Genomic DNA, 20291 nt, shown 5'->3' with positions numbered 1-20291 from the left:
TAACTATGATGAAATCATTGATGATTCAAGCCAAATTTGTAGCTACAGCAGATTAGTGCTGCAGTGGGGTGAGATACATTGAGTGGGATTAGTGCGAGTGAGGAGCGTGAGCTTGTTCTGTGGAAACAAAGATATTCCAGAAGCTTGCGCCGATATATTATTAACGGCCATGCTCAGGAATTGGAACAGGCGAGGGAGGCTGCACGTTCACTGACTGAATTACAACCAAATGACGTGCTTAATCTTCATGAAGATACGATGTCGATGATGCTGACGCATGTTGAACTGGATGAAGCAGAAGTCATGTTCCATCGGTCATATGCTTATTTTATGGAGTGCTTGTCCGTCATTCAGGCGGAACGAGGTAGCAAGGAGGGGAATGTATTGTCCATTGACCCGATTCGCGAACCGTGGATGCAGTCTGCTCAGTCCTTGTTTGCAAACACGATTTCTCGCAACAAGTATGAGAACGTACTTCAGCAAATGGACAGCGCCATCGTGTTGTTTGATGACACCGGCATATTGTCTTTTATTAACGTAGAGGCGGCCAAACTTCTACATGTACCTCGTAAAGAACTTGTAGGCTGCACGCTGCTTGAAGTGATGAGACATCCTTCTATCAGTCGTGAAAAACGGAAACTTATCTTGCGTATGTACCGAGAGACCATTGTTTATAGAAAGCGCTATCATGAATTCGTTGATAAGCAAGGTCGGACGTTTTTGGTCACGTTCACGCATGGAGAGCAGATGGATGGGGACTATTTGTTCAGCATCAAGGATGTGTCTGATTATAAGCGCATCGAGCAAACGGCTGTGCAAAATGACAAGCTGGCTATACTCGGCAAAATTGCAGCAGCCATCGCTCATGAAATTCGGAATCCATTAACTTCGATTCGCGGCTTCATTCAACTATTGCGTCCGCATCTGATGCAGCTCGGCAAAGAAGAATATGCACGTATTATTCTAGCCGAGATTGATCGTGCGAACGATATCATCTTCGAGTTTCTGAACTCCTCCAAGCCGACAGCTCCACTGACTTCTGAGATTCCGATATCCTCTCTATTGAGAGAAGTTGTGCTATTAACCGAAAGCGAAGCTTTGATGAAAGGCTGCGAGATTATACTACTTAACGAAATACAAGACGGTACCTTGTTTGTATCGATTGATGTAAAGCAAATCAAACAGGTACTGTTAAATATGATCCGGAACGCAATTGACGCCTTAGATGAAGTGCGCGACAAGCGTAAAGGATCTATTACGCTCAGGACGGTTAAAGAAGGCCGTTACGTAGCAATACACATCATAGATAATGGCAAGGGCATGGATGAGCGAACGCTGGAACGCTTATTTGATCCCTTTTTTACAACAAAGGAGGAAGGTACTGGATTAGGTTTGTCCGTGAGTTATCGCATCATAAGGAATCACGGGGGAACGATTGAAGTAGACAGCCAGCAGGACGAGTGGACCGAATTTATTATTCGGCTGCCGCTTAACGGTTCAAAACCTGCTAATCTGCTGTACTTCGACTCCTAACCTCATAGGTTCTAATTGCAATCTAAGGGTGTGGTATAATAAGGATTAGCAGGACGAGACCATGACAGTAAAGGAAGGTATAATGATGAATTTGACCAATGTGGAGCAGTTGGGTGGCATTTCGGTGCAGGTAATGGCCAAGTCTGTGAAGGAAGTAGAGGCAGATGCTGTCATTGTGCTATTCTCCAAGTCGGAGTGGCAGAATCGTGCACAGGATGTGCCCGGCGGTCAACTGTGCAAGGATGCAGTTGAATGTGGGCTGTTCCAAGTAGAGGAACGTAACACTCGCGTCTTTCCGGTACGTGACGGAAACGTCCGTTATCTAATTGCGGTTGGCCGCAAAGAAGATCCATTGACTACTAAAGATGTTCGACTGATGTTGGCTAATGCAGCCAAAGAAGCATATAAGCTTGGGGTGGCACGGGTTGCGGTTGCGGTGCCGGAAGATCTGGTATCTCTGACTGTAGAGAAGGACGCGGCAGCGACTGCCCATGCTCTCACCGAAGGATTCTTGCTTGGCGCATATCAGCGAGTCACCTATAAGCTTGACGCGAAGCCCATACATAAGTTTGAATCGCTGACTCTTTGCGGTGAGCAGCTTGAGGCAAGCACATGGCAGCAGGGAGCAGAAGCTGGTAAAGCTTATGCGATAGGTACGACGGTGGCGCGTGACTTGACGAATCTGCCGGGCAATTTGCTAGTGCCTAGTGTGCTGGCAGATTATGCACTGCAGCTTGCAGCTCAATACGGCTTCGAAGCACATGTGCTGGACGAGCAGCAGATTCAAGAGAAAGGGATGGGCGGACTGCTTGGCGTAGGCAAAGGCAGTGTCAATCCTCCCCGCATGATTGTGCTGAAATACCAAGGCAAAGAGCAGTGGAACGACGTGTTTGGACTTGTTGGGAAAGGGATTACTTTTGATACTGGCGGCATCTCACTTAAGAAAGCAGAAGGCATGGACGATATGATATGCGATATGGGCGGCGCAGCTACTGTGCTTGGTACGATGGCAGCGATTGGCCAGCTGCAGCCGAAGGAGAACGTGCTCTGCGTTATTCCATCCGCAGAAAATATGCCTTCAAGCAGTGCGATGAAACCGGGTGATGTGCTGACCACATATAGCGGCCGCACGATTGAGGTGCTTAATACGGATGCAGAAGGTCGCTTGGTGCTGGCAGACGGCATGACCTATGCCAAGGAACTGGGCGCTTCGAAGCTGATCGATGTTGCAACGCTGACGGGTGCAGCAGTAGTAGCGCTGGCAGATATTACGACCGGCGTTGTGACGAATGACGAGACCTTTATGCAGGAGCTTATCACAGCTTCGAAGCGAACTGGAGAATATGTGTGGCCGCTGCCATCACACCCCGAGTACGCAGAGCTGCTGAAGAGTGATGTGGCAGATGTACGCAACAGCTGCGGTCGAGGTGGCGGTGCGATCACGGCAGGTTTGTTTGTAGGCACGTTTGCAGACGGATTGCCTTGGATTCACCTTGATATTGCTGGAACAGCGTTCCTGGGCAAGCCGCGCGGAGTAGACCCGAAGGGTGCTACTGGTGTGATGGTGAGAACGATAACAGAGACGATTATGTCTGATTTGTAGGAGCTGAAGCAGGCTCGACAACGATAGGTAATACCCGTGAACATATATTCCAAAGAAGCACCATCTCCACACTATTGGCGGAGATGGTGCTTCTTTGTATTGTTTCATTCAGGAACTATGTGTTATTGCATGTGAAGCGGGCTGAATGGTTTAACTGTAGGGTATAAACCGAATGAAATATAAGTCATTGCTTGCAGCCCTCAAGCAGAGGACGTTGTCGTCACTGTTAGTGAACAGGATACCGGACTGACTAAGCTACGCTCGCGCGTGATTTGACCTTGGATGCATGGCCATTAGGTGCCGTTTCGGCAGCTGGACGCCTGCTGATGATGTTGTTTGCGATTAAAGCGCCGACGATAAGGGCAGTACCGATCCATTCTGCGACAGACACGCTATAGCCTTGAAGAACCGAAATTACAAATGTAGTTGCAGGTACAAAGTTAATAAATAACATGCCGTTAACTGGCGATAGCAGTTCAATGCCTTTTAACCAGCTGAGCAGTGCTAGCAACCCCGCCGCAAGGATCATAAATGCCATTTCCGGCAGTACGGGCACAATTTCAGTTGATGTTGGCATTTTGAGTTGACCAAACATCGTCGCTATCGATACGATAACTAAAGATGTAATCGATCCTAATAAACAGGTTAGCGTGGAATAACGCAGCGCGGAGAAACCTTTGAATTGTCCGCTGCCTACCGTATACAGTACCCAACTAATGACCGCTGCAAAAATAGAAAGCAATGGCATTATTTTAAAGCCACTGCTACCAAACATCGCCAGATCACCTTTTGTTACTACAAACAACACGCCTATAAATGCAACGATGACACAGGCTAATGTTCCTAGATTAGGGCGCTTTCGTGTTAGGAACCACATCAGCAGTACGACTAACATAGGCATAAACGACTCCATAATCGAGGCAAGCAGGACACCTGATTTTCCTAATTGCTGCTGTCCCCAGAACACGCCAAAATTGTAGATTGTAAAAGCAAATGTACCAAATATCCAGAGCTTAAATCCCTTGCCATCCAGGCGGAAAGCAGAACGACCTTCCTTCCATAGCAACAACAAAACGAGGAGGATCGTAACAGTTACATAACGAAGGGTAGAGAACCAGAAGGGATCCAGATGGTGGAGCGCACTCTCAGCTACGGGAAACATCGCTCCCCAAGCGACAGCAGCAATAAAGCATAATAAGGCTCCCTTTAACAATTGAGACTTGGACATGGTAACGGCACACTCCTAGTTGTCTGACTCATGAAGTAACGACAGTTTCATGTATATAGACAATCATATTTAAAATCTGAATTAATTTCTATCGACAGGAATCATCATACGGCTTAAGGAAGTATCTTGTAAAATAATTGAAAGTGATTTATGATATCATTTAAATTAATACCTAACGTCTGATGTGAAGAGGTGTTCAGTGTGGATTTGAGTGATATCCATATTTTTAAGGCGGTTGCGGAGCAGGGCAGCGTCAGTCGCGCTGCAGAACAGCTTGGTTATGTGCAGTCTAACGTAACGGCACGTATTCGCACGTTGGAACAAGAGATCGGACATCCGTTATTTCACCGACATCGCCGCGGGATGACCCTTAATGCGGAAGGCAGGAAGCTGCTCGTTTATGCCGAGCGTATGCTGCTGCTGATTACGGAGATGCGGAAGGCCTTTCAGAATCCTGAAGATCCATCGGGCTCCCTTCTTATTGGCTCTGTCGAGACAGTGGTTGGCTTGCCTGATATTTTAAGCCTGTATCATCGCAAGTACGCGAAGGTTGACCTATCGCTGATGACAGGTGTGACGGAGAAATTAATAGAAGAAGTGCTAGAATTGAAACTTGATGGAGCATTTGTGTCAGGCCCTATTCAAGAGCCTAATATAGAACAACACCCGGTGTTCGAGGAGGAGCTTGTGCTGGTGTGCAGTACAAATCGTGATGAACTAGCTCAATTGCGCGATGTACGAGAATTACTGCATCTGCCGCTGCTCGTTTTTCGTCAAGGATGTGGATACCGTGCGAAGCTGCGCCAGTGGATGCAAGCTGAGCGCGTGACGCCGCATAAAGTGATGGAATTCGGTACGCTGGAAACGATAATCGGTACGGTGGTAGCGGGACTGGGCATTACGCTTGTTCCTCGTGCCGCAGTCGAGAAGTTGGAGCGCGAGGGATTGGTGAAGCTGTATACTATACCAGAGCAGTTCAGGTATGTGTCTGTCTTGTATATTCGCCGTATGGATGCCTATTTGGGTGAAGTGGAACGTAAATTTATGGAAACGATCCATGAAGTCACTAAGTTGAGGCGACAATTGGTATAACAGATACGATCACCGATAACCAAATGTAAGGTACGTGGCATTTTTGAAGTCGACCAAGTGGACTATGACGGGTGCCGGAATTGGATTTGGTGTTAGCGGCAGCGAGCCCAATGAGGAATATGGACTTATGTAAACAGAGAACCTTTCATCCCACGCCTAAAAGCGGGATGAAAGGTTCTCTGTCATTTGAATATCAAGTATGTGGAATGACTAAGGTCGTGGGAATGTGTCCTCCTGCATTCCGCATTTGGAAGAGCATGAATTGCTGATGGAACAAGATGCACATGCCCCCTGCTTACTCTTTTTGACATGTCTTAGAACAGCCCAGGCTGCATATCCGAAAATGGCAGCCAATAGTATGAATTCGAACCACGACATCGTTATCGCTTCCTTTCCCATTTAAGCAAAGCCGAGCAGCATGCCGCCAAGCCGAATAAACAAGGCTACTAGGTACGCCACCACTAAAGCATAGCCCATTGCGAAAAGTGTCCATTTCCATGAAGCTACCTCTCGCCGAATAATGCCGACGGTCGCTAAACACGGAACGTACAGCAGGACGAATGCACAGAAGGCATAAGCCGTTAACGGCGTAAATGCATGTGCAATTTGTGCTTCCAGCATAGCTGCGTCAGGCGCGTGATAGATAATGTTCATCGTGGATACAACGATTTCCTTCGCCATAAATCCGGTTACAAGAGCTGCGCCTGCTTGCCAAGTACCAAAGCCAAGTGGAACGAACAGTGGTGCTAATAGGCCTCCTAGTTTGGCTAGATAGCTTTCATTCATCTCTACGCCCATGCCAGTAGGGCCGGCATAGGACAAGAGCCAGATCAGGACAGATCCGCCAAGTATAAATGTGCCTGCCTTGCGTATAAAGCCCTTCCCTTTCTCCCAAGTGCTGCGAAACAAGGTACGCCATTGCGGCATGCGATAGGGCGGCAATTCTACTACAAAGACGGTTTGCTCTTCTTTCATGAAGCTTTTGGAGAACACTTTTGCTAAAATTAGCGTTAGTACGATCCCAAGCAGATATAAGGATAATACGACGAGGGCTTGATGCTGTTTAAAAAAGACACCCGCAAACAAAGCGTACACCGATAGTCTAGCAGAACATGACATAAACGGAACAAGCAGTGTTGTTACGAGACGTTCGCGCGGCTGCTCGATTGTACGTGCGGCCATTATACCAGGTACACTGCAGCCGAATCCGATAACAAAGGGAATGAACGCTTTTCCGTTTAATCCAACAGCCTCCATTAACCTGTCCATAACAACAGTGACACGGGCCATATAGCCGGAATCTTCGACGAAAGAAATAAACAAGAACAAAATAAAAATTTGCGGTACAAAGACTAGGACACCACCGACACCTGCAATGATGCCTTCTTGAATCAAAGCATGGGTGAAAGTTGAAGCACCGACCAAATCAAGCAGCGATGAGGTCCAATCGGTAAATGTGCCACCTAAGAAACCATCAAGCAGATCCGATAACGGGGATCCAATCCATTCAAAAGTGACTTTAAACATCAAGTACATCACAGCAATAAAGAATGGAATGCCAAGCCAACGGTTTGTGACAATGTCATCGATTCGATCCGTTAGTGTTGGCTTTGCGGGTGCTGCGTGAAACAAGCTCTCGGCAACGATTTGCCGAATATACGTAGTCCTGACAGCACGAATATGCTGTGGAAGATGAAGTGCTGTGCCAGCAGATTGCAGTTGTTGCTCGGTCTCTTCGTATAGGCGCGTAATCGCAGGTTCAATATCAGCGTATTGGTGAACCCATTCGTGAATTGTTTTGTTATTTTCTAAATATTGAAGGGCGATCCATCTGCTTGGAATATGCTCGATATTTGGAAGCAGTGCCTCCAAGCTCTGAATAGCTGTTTCCACAGGCTGACCGTAATCAAGCCGGAAGGTGGAAGGTTTCTTGGCAATCATACAGTCTGGCGTCAGGTCGTTCAGTAAATTAGGGATTCCTTGATCACGACGTGCATTGATCTTGTACACTGGAATTCCCAATCTGGCCTCTAAGAGCTCAGACTTAATACATATGCCTCGTCCTTCAGCCACATCATTCATGTTTAAGGCGATCAACATCGGCGCGCCATATTCTAGCAGTTGTATGGTTAAAAATAAATTTCTCTCTAATTGGGAGGCATCGACGACATTAAGCATCGCATTTGGTCGATCATGCAGTAAATAATGAACAGCAACACCCTCGTCTCTGGACATAGGCTGCAATGAGTAGATGCCGGGAAGATCAATTAATTGAGATGAACGGTTGCGAAGCAACCCCACTTTTTTCTCTACGGTAACGCCAGTCCAGTTACCCACATATTCATAGGAGCGAGTGAGGGAATTAAACAAAGAAGTCTTTCCAGTATTCGGATTGCCGACAAGGGCAGTTGACCAGGTGCTCAACATGCATCCACCTCGATTAAAGTCGCTTCGACTCTGCGCAGACCGAACAATTGTCCGTTTGCTTCCAGCATCAGCGGACCGCCTAACAAGCTGCAGCGCTTCACCTTCACAAGTGTTCCTTTTGTCACACCAAGATCCAGCAGTCGATGGGAAACAGCATCAGATAGTTTGGCTAAATTCGTAATACATGCTGTTTCACCTGGTTTTAGATGTCCTAGCGATTTGCACATACAAGGGGAATGTGTGTGTGAAGTCATACCTGATTCCTACTTTCAGCTTCAAGAGTGATAATCTTTATCATTTACATTTGTAATGTATCACTTTTTATATGGAGCTCTTGTGATCAAAATCATATTCGGGATAGACATGTGTCATAATAAGCACTTTTTTTGCATCAAATTACCGAAATCAGGCATCTTTTACTTTGCTTTATGTCGTTGTTTCCAGTAGAATGAAGAAAATTAAAACGTAAAAAGGAGAAAGCGGAATGAAAACGAATCATTGTAAAATTGTCGACTGCACCATTCGAGACGGCGGCCTCGTAAATAATTGGGACTTCAGTGTAGAATTTGTGCAAGATCTGTATGCCGCATTGAATGAAGCGGGCGTCGATTATATGGAAATCGGCTACAAAAATTCGCCTAAGCTGTTAAGTGGCGCTGATGAAACGGGTCCATGGCGATTTTTGAATGATGATTTCTTGCGTAAGGTCATTCCGCAAAAAGGTCAAACCAAGCTGTCTGCATTAGTAGATATTGGACGAGTGGATGAAAATGACATTCTTCCGCGCAGTGAAAGCTTGCTAGATCTGATTCGAGTGGCTTGTTACATTAAAGACGTTGACAAAGCATTGGAGCTTATTCAGACGTTCCACGATCGTGGTTATGAGACCACTTTGAATATTATGGCGTTGTCAAATGTAATGGAAAACGACTTGAATGAAGCTTTCCTGATGATTAAGGAAAGTCCGGTTGACGTCGTATACATTGTGGATTCGTACGGCAGCATGGACCATAACGATTTTCATTTCTTAGTGACGAAGTTCCAAGAACATCTGCCTAACAAGAGTCTTGGCGTTCATACACATAACAATATGCAGCTTGCATTCTCCAATACGCTCGTTGCAGCGGAGAAAGGCGTAGAACTGCTTGATTCCTCCGTTTACGGCATGGGTCGCGGAGCAGGGAACTGTCCTACGGAAGCGCTGCTGACTCATTTGAAGAACAGCAAGTTCCATTTGCGTCCAACTTTACGTTTCTTGGAGAAACACATGATTCCGATGCGTGAAAAGTGGGAGTGGGGCTACCTAGTGCCATATTTGATTACAGGCACGTTGGATGAGCATCCGCGTTCTGCGATGGCACTGTTGGCTTCGCCGGAGCGTAACAAGTTCACCGAATTTTATGACCGCATGATGACACCAGAAGGTAACTTTGTGCAGAAGAAACCGGAATAATTTGATATGTTGTCAATATGTACAGCACTGTTGCTCTTAAGGAGAGACAGTGCTGTTTTATTGTTCTCTAGTAGTTCATAATGCTGCGCGCATGAAGACAACAGCTATTGGCTTTCATATGGTTGTGTGGAAATGGGGGCGCTTGAAGAAGAGGTGCAAGAGCTGCGACCGATCGAAAAGCTAAGTGTAGTTAATGCTTATGGCGAGCACCTTAAAAGATAGCTAAGCAGAGGCTTATTGAAATTCATTGCCTTCGGATGGAGCTTCATTGCCTGAACGCACGTTGTGCTAATCGACGATGCGAAGCCAATGCAGCATATCGAGGTGCGGCACGTCGAAGGTGTATATGAATACGGGGAGAGGTGGCAGCGTGGCGAGTTGAAAATCAAAGTGACAGTTCAGTTGTACGGGGGCAGATGTGCATGATAAAGCGATAATAGGCAATCAACAATACATCCGCACGATTAATTCGTGCGGATGTATTGTCTGTCACCGGTCTTGGGATTGTAGTATACTTGATATTGAAAACCGTCACGCGGATCAATAAATATTTCCTTGGTAGGGACATAATCAGCATTCAGCCCGATGGCATCCCGCACATTATCATGCTGCTTATAGCGCTTGTCGTACACTTTCTTGCCGATAATAATAAGAATAATAAGACCAATAAGCGGTATTCCGTAGAATACTCCAGCAATACCGAGCAAAGTGGCGAGTCCGGACATTAATAACTCACCGGCTTAAGCCGCACGACAGTTCCATAGGCTACAATCTCACTCATATTCTGTCCGATGTCGCCGCTGTCGAAGCGCATCATGATGACAGCGTCTCCACCCATTGCGTGTGCGTTCTGAATCATACGGTCCATCGCTTGACGACGTGCATCTTCAATCATTTGCGTATATTGTTTGACTTCTCCTCCAACAAGACCCTTCAGCGAAGCCATAATGTCTCCACCAATGCCGCGAGCGCGCACCACAACTCCAAAAGCCGTTCCTAAAGTTTCAGCGATCTCAGCATTTGCAACACGTTCCGTAGTTGATACCAGCATAACGTCAGCTCCTCTTTGTCACAGGCCATTTTGACGGCCATTTACTTTTAATACGGTTAGTTTCCGCTATTCGTTTCATTCACATGCACGAATTTGTGTTATTTCATTGATCCAATTGAGTTTCGGTATGGCTCATGCCAAATATTGTTTGCTGCTAAAATGAAAGAATTGTTATTAAATACGAAGGATTTTATTGGAATGAGGCTGTACATTGTTTATTATGTAAGGAGACAGAGATAAATAATAATAGAGCACATATTTTTAGTTTTTATGAGGAGAGTAGGATAGTGATGAAAGTCAGTATTTTTGATGTGGCCAAAAAAGCTGGCTTATCTGTCGTCACGGTGTCGCGCGTACTTAATAATGCAAAGACCGTACGGGAGAAAAATAGGCAGAAGGTGCTGCAGGCGATGAAGGAATTGGATTATCATCCGAATGCAGCGGCTCGCAGCTTGGCTAAAGGAAAGACAGGCGTAATCGGGGTAATTGTAACGACATTACAGGATTCATTCCTGGACAGTGTAGTGCAGAACGTGTCTAGCCAACTTAAGGACTATGGATATTATTTAGCACTTTCGGTTGCCAACTACCCTACAGAAGAAGGACACGGAACGGAGCTGATTCAAGAAGATCGGGTGGATGGACTGCTAATCTTATCGGCTGTCCATGAAGAACTGTACATCGTGGAACTGAAGAAGCGCAAGATTCCATTTGTACTGATTGACAATCAAGTGATGCAGCCTTCAGTATCCTGTGTGCTTGTTGATAATCTAAAAGGCGGGTACGAGGCCACTCAGCATTTGATTGATCTGGGCCATAAGCGTATCGCGCACATTAGAGGACCGGCATTCTTTTTGAGTGCCCACGAGCGCGAGCGCGGATTTATGCAAGCGATGGCGGAAGCGGGATTGGAACCGTTTGCAGTGGAAACCGGTGATTTCTCCATTACTTCCGGCTACGAGGCGATGATGCGTTGGATTGAATCAGGGAATGTGCCAGAGGCGATATTCGCGGCCGACGATTTTATGGCAATTGGCGCGATTAACGCTTTAACCGAAGCCGGATATAAGGTACCGCGTGATGTCTCCATCGTGGGATATGATGATCAAATACTGGCCTCCCAGCTTAAGCCGCGCTTGACTACGATGAAGCAGCCAGCTGAACAAATCGCAAGAATGGCAGTAGATGTGCTGATGAAGCAAGTGAACGGCACGAATAAACGCAGCATGACATTTAAATTTGATTCGGAACTGGTGGTGCGTGAATCAACCGCTCCGCGCTTGCCACAGTTATAATTGTAATCGTTTTCCTTTTGTAAACCCATCAGGCATGAGTGATCTTACACAGGTCGCTCATGCTTTTTTAAATGATGGACACAGAGAGACTTGATGTTTACAATCGGTATCAGCAGGTGAGTTTGTAATAGCAATTCAACAATTCAACAGTCTAACTGACCTCATAGTTAAAATAGACCATAACAAACAGGAGGTGTGTAATGAGCGATCGCATGATTAAAAGGCTTATCTTATGGATTCCAACCATTACGATAGGGTTGTGGGAGTACATACGCCATACTGTCCTGCTCCCTTACATGTCGATGGACCTGGGCAATGTGCTGGCACCGATTATTGTATTTGCTGTGTCGGCTATCTTCTTAACGAAGTTGTTTGCACTATTGGAAGAGACTCAGTGTAAGCTGCGGCAAGAGCAGCAGTTAAAGGCTGAACTGGAGGAGCGCGAGCGCCTTGCCCAAGAACTGCATGACGGTATTTCGCAATCGCTGTTTATGCTGTCAGTTAAGATTAATCGACTGGAGCATGCGGAGGGCGAAGAGCGCCAAATCCAATTCGATAAATTGAAACAGACCGTACATCACGTGCATGATGATGTGAGGCAAGCGATAGCCAATTTGCAAGCCGCACCGCAGGAAGCTGACTTCTCTTGGAGCAATACCTTTATGCAGATGATTGAAGAAATGCGGGTAGATACGGAGTGGGAGCCAGAAGTAGACTGGCGGCTTGATGACGAGCAGATGACGATAAAAGAGAAGATTACGTTGTTTTCCTGTGTGCGAGAGGCCTTAACCAATGTACGCAAGCATGCGCAGGCAAGGCATGTTACAGTTTTGTCAGAGGGAGGCAATGATCAGTTTTATTGTGAGGTTCGGGATGATGGAGCGGGAATGAAGGACGATCCGTTTGCTCTCCCAGGAAAATATGGTATGAAAATGATGAGAGACCGAATTCATAACATGGGGTGGCAGATGTCTGTATATCGCCAGCATGAGGAAACAGTGATATGCATTAGCAAAGGAAAGGAGATGTCATGGAATGAGCACGAAACTGCAAGAACAGCGATTTCGCATATTAATTGCGGATGATAATGCACACGCGCGTGAGGGTATTAATGATATTTTATCCATTGATCCTTTATTTCATCTTGTTGGTGAAGCGGTAAATGGAGAAGAAGCATTAAGCTTGACCGAGCATTTAATGCCCGATTTGATTCTGATGGACATCTCGATGCCTGTTATGGGAGGATTAGAAGCAACTCGTCGTATTAAGGAGAAGTTCCCTTATGTGAAAATAGTGATGGTTACCGTCTCCGACGACATCACTCACTTATTTGAAGCGCTGAAAGTAGGGGCACAAGGATATTTGCTTAAAAATTTGCAGCCTGCTGCTTGGCATGAATATTTACGTGCAGTTGCGATTGATGAAGCACCTATGTCGCAGGAGCTAGCGATGCGGCTGTTGCAGGAATTTGCGCCAAAGCAGAGCGCTCGTCCTGTGCACGCTTCACCTTTAACGGCACGGGAACGTGAAATATTAGAGCGTGTTGCCAAGGGTGAATCCAATCGGGAGATTGCACTCCGCTTAACCTTGTCCGAGCATACCGTAAAGAATCATCTCAAAAATATTTTACAGAAGCTGCATCTGGATAATCGCGTACAGCTTACCCGCTATGCGTTTGAAAATGGGTTGGCATGATTTAAACAGGAAGGGCGCTATCGTAACCGCATATTATGAGGTCAAGGTGAGCGCACATGGGTATGAATAAGGCTGTATGGTTGAAAATGTTCATAAATATGCCTGATTTGTATTGCACGTTATTTTAAGGTGTGCTATATTAGTCTATGTCGCCTTAATAGGGCGCATATAACGGGACGTAGCTCAGCTTGGTAGAGCACTTGGTTTGGGACCAAGGGGTCGCATGTTCAAATCGTGTCGTCCCGACCATTATTATCATCGCAACGTATTCCTTTGGGAATACGTTTTTTTGTGTATCCAGCACGTAATTACAAGTAATAAGACAAAGCAGCACTGTCAGCGCTGCCTTGTCTTTACAATGGCATGTATTTAGACTCGCTCGCGCCAATAGGTAAGTAGATCGAACATCGTCTGCTCAAACGGTATTGTTGGCTTCCAACCTGTCTGGCGCTCAAATTTAGAGGCATCACCGAGCAGAATCTCGACGTCAGATGGGCGCATCCGACTTGGATCCGGTACCACCTCGATGGAGATCGTGCTCATACTAAGCAGCAGATTCAGCATTTCTTCGATGGTGACACACGTACCAGAGGCGATGTTGTAACATTCTCCGGCCTCTCCTTTTTCCAAGCCCACCCAGTATGCGCGTACAATATCTCGGACATCCGTAAAGTCGCGTTTGGCCTGCAGGTTACCCACAGATACGATAGGAGGTCGAATTCCTTTTTCGATCTCTGCGATTTGCTTGGCAAAGTTAGAAGTCACAAATTGTTCGCCGCGGCGCGGTCCAGTGTGGTTGAAGGTCCTTGTTCGAATAACATGTACGCCATAGCTCTTATAATATTGATAGCCTAGATAATCTTGAGCAGCTTTACTGACAGCATAAGGGCTGAGTGGTCGCAGCGGATTGTCTTCGCTAATCGGGGTCTCGTGTGGTTCCACATGGCCGTATTCCTCACTGGAGCAAGCAATCTGGATCTTTGCAGACAGTTCCAGTCGTCTGACGGCCTCAAAAATATTCAACTGGCCTGCAACGTTATTATATATTGTATCTACTGGAGAGTTCCAGGATGTAGGTACGAAGCTTTGGGCAGCGAGGTGGAAAATATAGTCGGGTCGTTCTGCAGCCAGCAGCGTTTCGACTGAGAATGGATCACGGAGCTCACATTCGACCAGTCGAATGTGAGACTGAATGTGCTCAATGTGATCCATCCGGCTGCGGTTGCGGATCGTACCGATCACCTCGACTTGTTGATCCAACAGAAATTCGGCCATATGACTGCCGACAAATCCAGAAATACCGGTTACTAGAGCCTTCATTGGGTTGGTTTCACCTCTTTAAGTTGATGGGACTCCCATGCATGTAAGCTTTCGTTAATGACTTCCTTGATGCGCTGTTCCTCTGAACGATGACAGACGAGCAGGCCATCCTCTGTTGAAATAATGATGAGATCACGCACACCGATGACAGCAGTATGTTTATCGCTAATTACGATATTGTCTTTCGCATGTAATGAGTTCACGTATCCGTTCAGCAGATTGCCCGACTGGTCAGTGCCGTAATGCCTGCGGACCGAATTCCATGTTCCTACATCGTCCCACTCGAAATCTACCGGAACAACAAATAGATTAGGTGCTTTTTCAATAATGGCGTAATCAACCGAGAGCTTAGGAATAGAGGGATAAATGGTATCAATGTGAGGATAGTGTTCCGAAAGTGGACTCCATATAGAAGGACAGAAACGATTCATTAAGTGGGCGATTGTGGAAGGTCTCCATACAAAAATACCGCTATTCCAATAAGTTCCGGGTAATCTGACCAGCTCATCCGCAACGCTTAGGTTAGGCTTCTCAATAAATGAAGATACCGAACGAAGCCTTCTGTGTTTGCCCCATTCTGACGTACGAATGTAACCATACCCGGTTTCGGGCCGACTCGGCACGATTCCAAGCATTACGGTTGTGCGGTTATGAAGTGCTTCTTGTTCTGCCGCTTCCAAGGCATATCGCAATCGTTGATAGTCCGATATAAATTGATCGGAAGGTACCATAACGATCACATCATCCAGCTCCTGGCGAAGAAAAAATAATGCGGTGAGTGCGGTACATGGACCTGTATCGCGTGCCACAGGTTCAATAATAAGTCGATCAGGGGATAACTCAGGCAATTGCTCCTTTACAAGTCCTACATATGCCTCAATTGTTGCCACAAATATTCGTTCTTCCGGGAGCCATTGCCTAAAGCGCATATACGTTTCTTGCAGCATCGATTTGGTGGAGAGAAGGGGGAGAAATTGCTTGGGCTTCGATGTTGTGCTGCTTGGCCAGAAACGTGTGCCTCGGCCTCCAGCCATGATAACGACGTTCAACGAGGTTCACCCCATTTCGTGTAGACCAAAATAGAACTGTACATATTTCTAATCCATTTTAGTACCTATTGTATGTGCAAATGAATTTGGCTTGAAACGGCTTTTGTGCCGACTTTAAGATTAAAGTTACGACGACTATGAGTGTAGAAAGTAATGGATGGAAAATGGCAGCAGACTGCTGCAGCAGGACAAAATAAGAAGTGAGTAATCGGTATGTTCTGTCCTGTTTACAGAAAACAATTCTTTTCCATACTGGATTTAGCGAAGTACCATCCTATCTCCTATGCTATGCATTCGTGGAATAAACGCTACTACATGGCGAAGGAGGAATGTTTGCAGGATCATCAGCTATGCTTCCACAAGCAATAAAATGGGTCAAAATGAGTGATTGACGCTTGCAAAAGAAATTAATTTCTGGCTATAATATAGACTAGTCTGATGCATACTTACACGTGCCGACGACATTAGACCAATTCACGTTAAACAGTAAGATGCTGAGATGGAGATAAGTAAGCTTGCGCCGCTTGCCAGGGAGAAGATGCCGATGATTGAGAGCATCTTTCGAGTTAGGACTTGCTGAATTTCACTCCGGAGCAGGAGCTTGAACAGGAGCCGTTTAGAGGCGGTTTCATTAGTAGAGTGTCCCGGCCGCGAACCGTTATTATCGCTTGAAGTGAGATAGGCTGATACAGCGGACAATGCCGTGTCGAATATCTAATTAGGGTGGTACCACGGCCTTTTCGTCCCTTACCGGATGGAAAGGTCTTTTTTGTATGAATATGGATTGGAAATGAAGGAGGAACACATTCATGAAGGAGCGTTTACACGCACTGCGCGAAAATGTGCTGGATTTGCTGCAGGAAGTCATAACGGAACAACAATTAAACGATCTACGCATTAAATTTTTAGGAAAAAAGGGTGAGCTCACGGAAATTTTGCGCGGCATGGGTAGTTTAAGCGCAGAAGAGCGCCCATTGATCGGCCAAGTCGCTAACGAAGTGCGCGGATCGATCGAGAATATTATTAACGAGAAACAAGAAGCTTTTGTACGTGCTCAGACTGAGCATCGTCTGCAAGCCGAGCTCATTGACGTTACGCTTCCAGGACGCAAGTTGACAAGTGGAGCCATTCATCCTTTGAACAAAGTCATTCAAGAAATTGAAGATGTCTTTATTGGAATGGGCTACCAAGTGGCAGAGGGACCTGAAGTGGAAAGTGATTATTATAACTTTGAGGCGCTTAACCTGCCTAAGAACCATCCTGCTCGTGATATGCAAGATTCGTTCTATATTACAGAAGATATTTTGATGCGTACACAGACATCTCCAGTTCAGGTGCGGACGATGGAAATGATGAAAGGCGAAGTACCGCTCAAAGTGATCTGCCCAGGACGTGTTTATCGTCGTGATGATGATGATGCAACGCACTCCTTTATGTTCCATCAGATTGAGGGACTGGTCATCGACAAAAATATCCGGATGAGCGATTTGAAAGGGACACTGCTGCAATTCGTAAACGAGATGTTCGGACCTCACATGCAAATTCGCCTGCGTCCTAGTTTCTTCCCATTCACGGAGCCAAGCGCTGAGGTTGACGTTACATGTGTACAATGTGCAGGCAAAGGGTGTCGGATGTGCAAACAGACAGGCTGGCTTGAAATTCTTGGCTGTGGCATGGTTCATCCACGTGTATTGGAAATGGGCGGCTATGATCCAGAAGTATATTCCGGATTTGCGTTTGGTATGGGGGTAGAACGTATTGCGCTGCTGAAATACGGCATTGACGATATTCGACATTTTTATACAAATGACATTCGCTTCTTGCAGCAATTCGACCGGATGTAAGATTGAGGATTAGAGGAAGGAAGGAAAAATCATAATGAATGTATCCTATAAATGGTTATCTGAATATATCGATTTAACTGGCGCAACAGCGCAACAATTAGCCGAGCGTATCACACGTGCAGGTATTGAAATTGACCATGTGGAGAGCCGCAACCCGGGCCTTGATAACATCGTTGTTGGTTATGTTACGGCTAGAGAGAAGCATCCTGACGCGGATAAGTTGAATGTATGTACGGTAGACGTAGGGGCAGCCGACATGCTTCAGATCGTATGCGGCGCTAAAAACGTCGATGCAGGACAAAAGGTACCTGTGGCAACAATTGGAGCTGTAATGCCTGACGGCATGAAGATTAAGCGCGCTAAGCTGCGTGGTGTGGAATCTCAGGGAATGATCTGCTCTGCGAAGGAGCTTGGTCTGAATGACAAGCTGCTGCCAAAAGAAATGCAGGAAGGTATACTGGTTCTGCCGGCAGATGTTCAACTAGGCACGCCGATCGCTGAAGTGTTGGAATTAAATGATCATGTCTTGGAGTTCGATCTGACGCCGAATCGCTCGGATTGCTTAAGTATGTTGGGTGCGGCCTATGAAGTCGGTGCAATCTTGGATCGTCCTGTTAAGCTGCCTAATGAAATGATAGAAGAGGCGGGCGCACCGGCGTCTGACCATATCTCCGTAGAAATTGCAGCAACAGAGGCATGCAGTCGCTACGCAGCGCGTTACATTACAGGTGTTAAGATCGCGTCTTCGCCATTATGGCTTCAGAACCGCTTGTTAGCAGCAGGGGTTCGTCCAATCAATAACATCGTTGATGCAACCAACTTTGTGATGCTCGAATACGGACAGCCGTTACATGCATTTGATGCTGATCAATTGTCTAATGGACATATTGAAGTACGGATGGCTCGTGCAGGGGAGACGATTGTTACACTTGATGGACAAGAGCGCAAGCTGGATCCGCAGATGCTGCTGATTACGGACGGAGTTAAGCCTGTAGCACTTGCTGGTGTAATGGGAGGGGAAAATTCGGAGGTAACGGAATCAACAGTTAACATCTTGCTCGAATCAGCCAAATTTGATGGTGGGGTTGTACGGAAGGCATCCCGTCAGCTCGGGTTGCGTTCTGAGGCTTCCCTTCGCATTGAGAAAGAAGTGAACCCAGAAGCGGTCCTGCCTGCATTGAATCGTGCGGCTGAACTGATTCGTCAGTTGACGGGTGGCACAGTTGCAGCGGGAATCGTGGAGAAAGTAACAGCACAACATACACGTCAATCGATTCAGTTGTCAGTAGAGAAGACGAATCGGATGTTAGGCACTTCGCTCACTGCGGCTGAGATTCACTCGATCCTTAGAAGACTTGGATTTGAGGGGAACGAAGCTGAGAGCGGCGTGTTTGAAGTGCAAATTCCGGCTCGGCGCGGCGATATTACGCTTGCTGTTGACCTGATTGAAGAAGTGGCGCGGATGTATGGCTACGATAATATTCCGACAACTCCGATTGAAGGGGCGACAACACCGGGTCACCTGACAAAGTCGCAGCGGATCCGTCGCGAAATTCGCCGTTTGTTGGCAGGTGGGGGGCTGCATGAAGCCATTACTTATTCATTCACGCACCCACAGGAAACGGAGCTGTTCCCAACATTGTCACCTAACGCCAAAGCTGTAAAGCTGGCTATGCCGATGAGTGAGGACCGCAGTGTGCTGCGCACAAGCTTTATACCAGGCTTGTTGGATACAGCAGGCTACAACCGCAATCGCAAGAACGAAGATGTGCAGCTGTTTGAAGTGGGCAGCATTTATGTGACCGACAATGCTGCGCTTGCGGAACTTCCGGAAGAGAAATCCGTGCTTGCCGTATTGATGACAGGAAAGCGTAGAACGCCGCAATGGAATATCCAGGCGGAACAGGTTGATTTTTATGATATTAAAGGAGCGCTGGACAGCTTGTTCAGCCACTTGGGTATTATAGGGCGTGTACGTTATGCGGCAGACCGTCCGGCAGGTTTCCATCCAGGTCGATCCGCCAGTATTTACTTGCAGTCTGATTCAGGTGAAGTACTGCTCGGCACAATTGGGCAAATTCATCCTGATCTTCAGCGCAGCAAGGATCTGGGTGAAACGTATGTTGCCGAGATTCTGCTCCAACCCGTCATTGACACAACCAGCTTTGCAATTGAGTATCAAGTGCTGCCACGCTTCCCAGCAGTAGAACGTGATATTGCATTGGTGCTGGACCGCCAGGCTGAAGTAGGTCATTTTGTGAACACAGCCAAGGAAACAGCCGAGGCTTGGTTGGAATCGGTACGTGTATTTGATGTGTACACGGGTGATCGTATTGCTGCAGACAAAAAGAGTGTCGCGATCTCGCTAGTCTATCGTAATCCAGAACAAACCTTTACAGATGAAGAAATCACGGCACTACACGGTAAAGTAGTAGCCGCATTAGAAGCGCAAGGTGCAGAACTGCGTAAATAATGGAAAAACAAGGTCTGAATATGCTGTAACCATATAGGTATTTCAGATTTTAAAGGAAGTTAAATAGGGCAAACCTCGTCATTTCAAGCGCCGCTTCGTGCACGCATGGAATGGAGGGGTTGCCCTTTTCCTATTTATACGCCAAGATAATATATAGCTAAACTTCTGCTAAAGCCTGATAATGACAGAGCTAAGGAGCAGGAAAAAGCGCTTACTATATCGAAATAA

Annotated in this window: 18 protein-coding genes, 1 tRNA gene and 1 other annotated feature; of the genes, 11 read left to right on the top strand and 8 right to left on the bottom strand. The window is 46.5% G+C overall.

What is annotated here, in order from left to right; translation table 11 throughout:
• Positions 1-78: 78 nt before the first annotated feature.
• Entirely contained in the window at positions 79-1533 is a 1455-nt protein-coding gene (locus MH117_RS20965) for an ATP-binding protein (RefSeq protein ID WP_239332124.1), read from the top strand.
• Between the two features lie 61 nt (positions 1534-1594).
• The gene (locus MH117_RS20960; RefSeq protein ID WP_239332122.1) at positions 1595-3136 is read left to right on the top strand and encodes a leucyl aminopeptidase; all 1542 of its coding nucleotides are present in this window, start codon (positions 1595-1597) and stop codon (positions 3134-3136) included.
• Positions 3137-3386: 250 nt separating this feature from the next.
• On the opposite strand, the gene MH117_RS20955 is transcribed toward MH117_RS20960, so the two are convergent.
• Positions 3387-4364, bottom strand: a complete 978-nt coding sequence (locus tag MH117_RS20955; protein ID WP_239332120.1) for a DMT family transporter — start codon at positions 4362-4364, stop codon at positions 3387-3389.
• A gap of 201 nt (positions 4365-4565) precedes the next feature.
• On the opposite strand from MH117_RS20955, the gene MH117_RS20950 reads away from it, so the two are divergent.
• Positions 4566-5456, top strand: a complete 891-nt coding sequence (locus MH117_RS20950; protein ID WP_239332118.1) for a LysR family transcriptional regulator — start codon at positions 4566-4568, stop codon at positions 5454-5456.
• A gap of 210 nt (positions 5457-5666) precedes the next feature.
• Here MH117_RS20950 and MH117_RS20945 read toward each other — a convergent pair whose 3' ends face one another.
• The 3 genes from MH117_RS20945 to MH117_RS20935 are packed head-to-tail and all read right to left on the bottom strand — an operon-like array spanning position 5667 to position 8110.
• Positions 5667-5834 (bottom strand): FeoB-associated Cys-rich membrane protein, encoded by a 168-nt coding sequence (locus tag MH117_RS20945; RefSeq protein ID WP_239332116.1) that lies wholly within the window; start codon positions 5832-5834, stop codon positions 5667-5669.
• A 21-nt stretch (positions 5835-5855) separates the two neighbouring features.
• Positions 5856-7880, bottom strand: a complete 2025-nt coding sequence (gene feoB / locus MH117_RS20940) for a ferrous iron transport protein B (RefSeq protein ID WP_239332114.1) — start codon at positions 7878-7880, stop codon at positions 5856-5858.
• The gene (locus MH117_RS20935) at positions 7877-8110 is read right to left on the bottom strand and encodes a FeoA family protein (RefSeq protein ID WP_239332112.1); all 234 of its coding nucleotides are present in this window, start codon (positions 8108-8110) and stop codon (positions 7877-7879) included. The genes feoB and MH117_RS20935 overlap by 4 nt, the downstream gene beginning before the upstream one ends.
• Positions 8111-8367: 257 nt before the next feature.
• On the opposite strand from MH117_RS20935, the gene MH117_RS20930 reads away from it, so the two are divergent.
• Together MH117_RS20930 and MH117_RS20925 are read left to right on the top strand one after the other, a co-directional pair.
• A complete protein-coding gene (locus tag MH117_RS20930) occupies positions 8368-9336 on the top strand; it encodes an aldolase catalytic domain-containing protein (RefSeq protein ID WP_239332110.1) in 969 nt (322 codons plus the stop codon).
• A gap of 285 nt (positions 9337-9621) precedes the next feature.
• Positions 9622-9762 carry a hypothetical protein gene (locus MH117_RS20925; protein ID WP_239332108.1) on the top strand — a complete coding sequence of 47 codons (141 nt, stop codon included), beginning with the start codon at positions 9622-9624 and terminating at the stop codon, positions 9760-9762.
• A gap of 38 nt (positions 9763-9800) precedes the next feature.
• Here MH117_RS20925 and MH117_RS20920 read toward each other — a convergent pair whose 3' ends face one another.
• Both MH117_RS20920 and MH117_RS20915 read right to left on the bottom strand, forming a co-directional pair.
• Positions 9801-10061, bottom strand: a complete 261-nt coding sequence (locus MH117_RS20920; RefSeq protein ID WP_239332106.1) for an HD family phosphohydrolase — start codon at positions 10059-10061, stop codon at positions 9801-9803.
• On the bottom strand, positions 10061-10387 hold the full coding sequence (locus MH117_RS20915) for a YbjQ family protein (RefSeq protein ID WP_239332104.1): 327 nt from the start codon (positions 10385-10387) through the stop codon (positions 10061-10063). Before MH117_RS20915 ends, MH117_RS20920 begins: the two co-directional genes overlap by 1 nt.
• A 290-nt stretch (positions 10388-10677) precedes the next feature.
• Between MH117_RS20915 and MH117_RS20910 the strand changes: the two genes are divergently transcribed.
• The 4 genes from MH117_RS20910 (at position 10678) to MH117_RS20895 (ending at position 13626) form a co-directional block, all read left to right on the top strand.
• Positions 10678-11682, top strand: coding sequence for a LacI family DNA-binding transcriptional regulator (locus MH117_RS20910; protein ID WP_239332102.1), 1005 nt, complete (start codon positions 10678-10680; stop codon positions 11680-11682).
• Positions 11683-11882: 200 nt separating this feature from the next.
• Positions 11883-12767, top strand: a complete 885-nt coding sequence (locus tag MH117_RS20905; RefSeq protein ID WP_239332100.1) for a sensor histidine kinase — start codon at positions 11883-11885, stop codon at positions 12765-12767.
• Entirely contained in the window at positions 12718-13377 is a 660-nt protein-coding gene (locus MH117_RS20900) for a response regulator (RefSeq protein WP_239332098.1), read from the top strand. Before MH117_RS20905 ends, MH117_RS20900 begins: the two co-directional genes overlap by 50 nt.
• A 172-nt stretch (positions 13378-13549) precedes the next feature.
• A tRNA-Pro gene (locus MH117_RS20895) sits at positions 13550-13626 on the top strand.
• Between the two features lie 120 nt (positions 13627-13746).
• Here MH117_RS20895 and MH117_RS20890 read toward each other — a convergent pair.
• Together MH117_RS20890 and MH117_RS20885 are read right to left on the bottom strand one after the other, a co-directional pair.
• Positions 13747-14697 (bottom strand): GDP-mannose 4,6-dehydratase, encoded by a 951-nt coding sequence (locus tag MH117_RS20890; RefSeq protein WP_239332096.1) that lies wholly within the window; start codon positions 14695-14697, stop codon positions 13747-13749.
• The gene (locus tag MH117_RS20885; RefSeq protein ID WP_239332094.1) at positions 14694-15746 is read right to left on the bottom strand and encodes a mannose-1-phosphate guanylyltransferase; all 1053 of its coding nucleotides are present in this window, start codon (positions 15744-15746) and stop codon (positions 14694-14696) included. Before MH117_RS20885 ends, MH117_RS20890 begins: the two co-directional genes overlap by 4 nt.
• A 487-nt stretch (positions 15747-16233) precedes the next feature.
• Positions 16234-16497: a binding site (T-box leader), on the top strand.
• Positions 16498-16555: 58 nt separating this feature from the next.
• On the opposite strand from MH117_RS20885, the gene pheS reads away from it, so the two are divergent.
• Both pheS and pheT read left to right on the top strand, forming a co-directional pair.
• Positions 16556-17590, top strand: coding sequence for a phenylalanine--tRNA ligase subunit alpha (gene pheS, locus MH117_RS20880; protein WP_239332092.1), 1035 nt, complete (start codon positions 16556-16558; stop codon positions 17588-17590).
• 34 nt (positions 17591-17624) lie between these two features.
• Complete coding sequence (gene pheT, locus MH117_RS20875) at positions 17625-20063, top strand: phenylalanine--tRNA ligase subunit beta (protein ID WP_239332090.1); 2439 nt, start codon at positions 17625-17627, stop codon at positions 20061-20063.
• Positions 20064-20291 lie beyond the last annotated feature (228 nt).

The organism is Paenibacillus sp. ACRRX (assembly GCF_022346885.1).
GTDB lineage: Bacteria > Bacillota > Bacilli > Paenibacillales > Paenibacillaceae > Paenibacillus_B.
The sequence above is the reverse complement of the archived record's forward strand: the minus strand, read 5'-3'. Positions and strand labels throughout refer to the sequence as shown.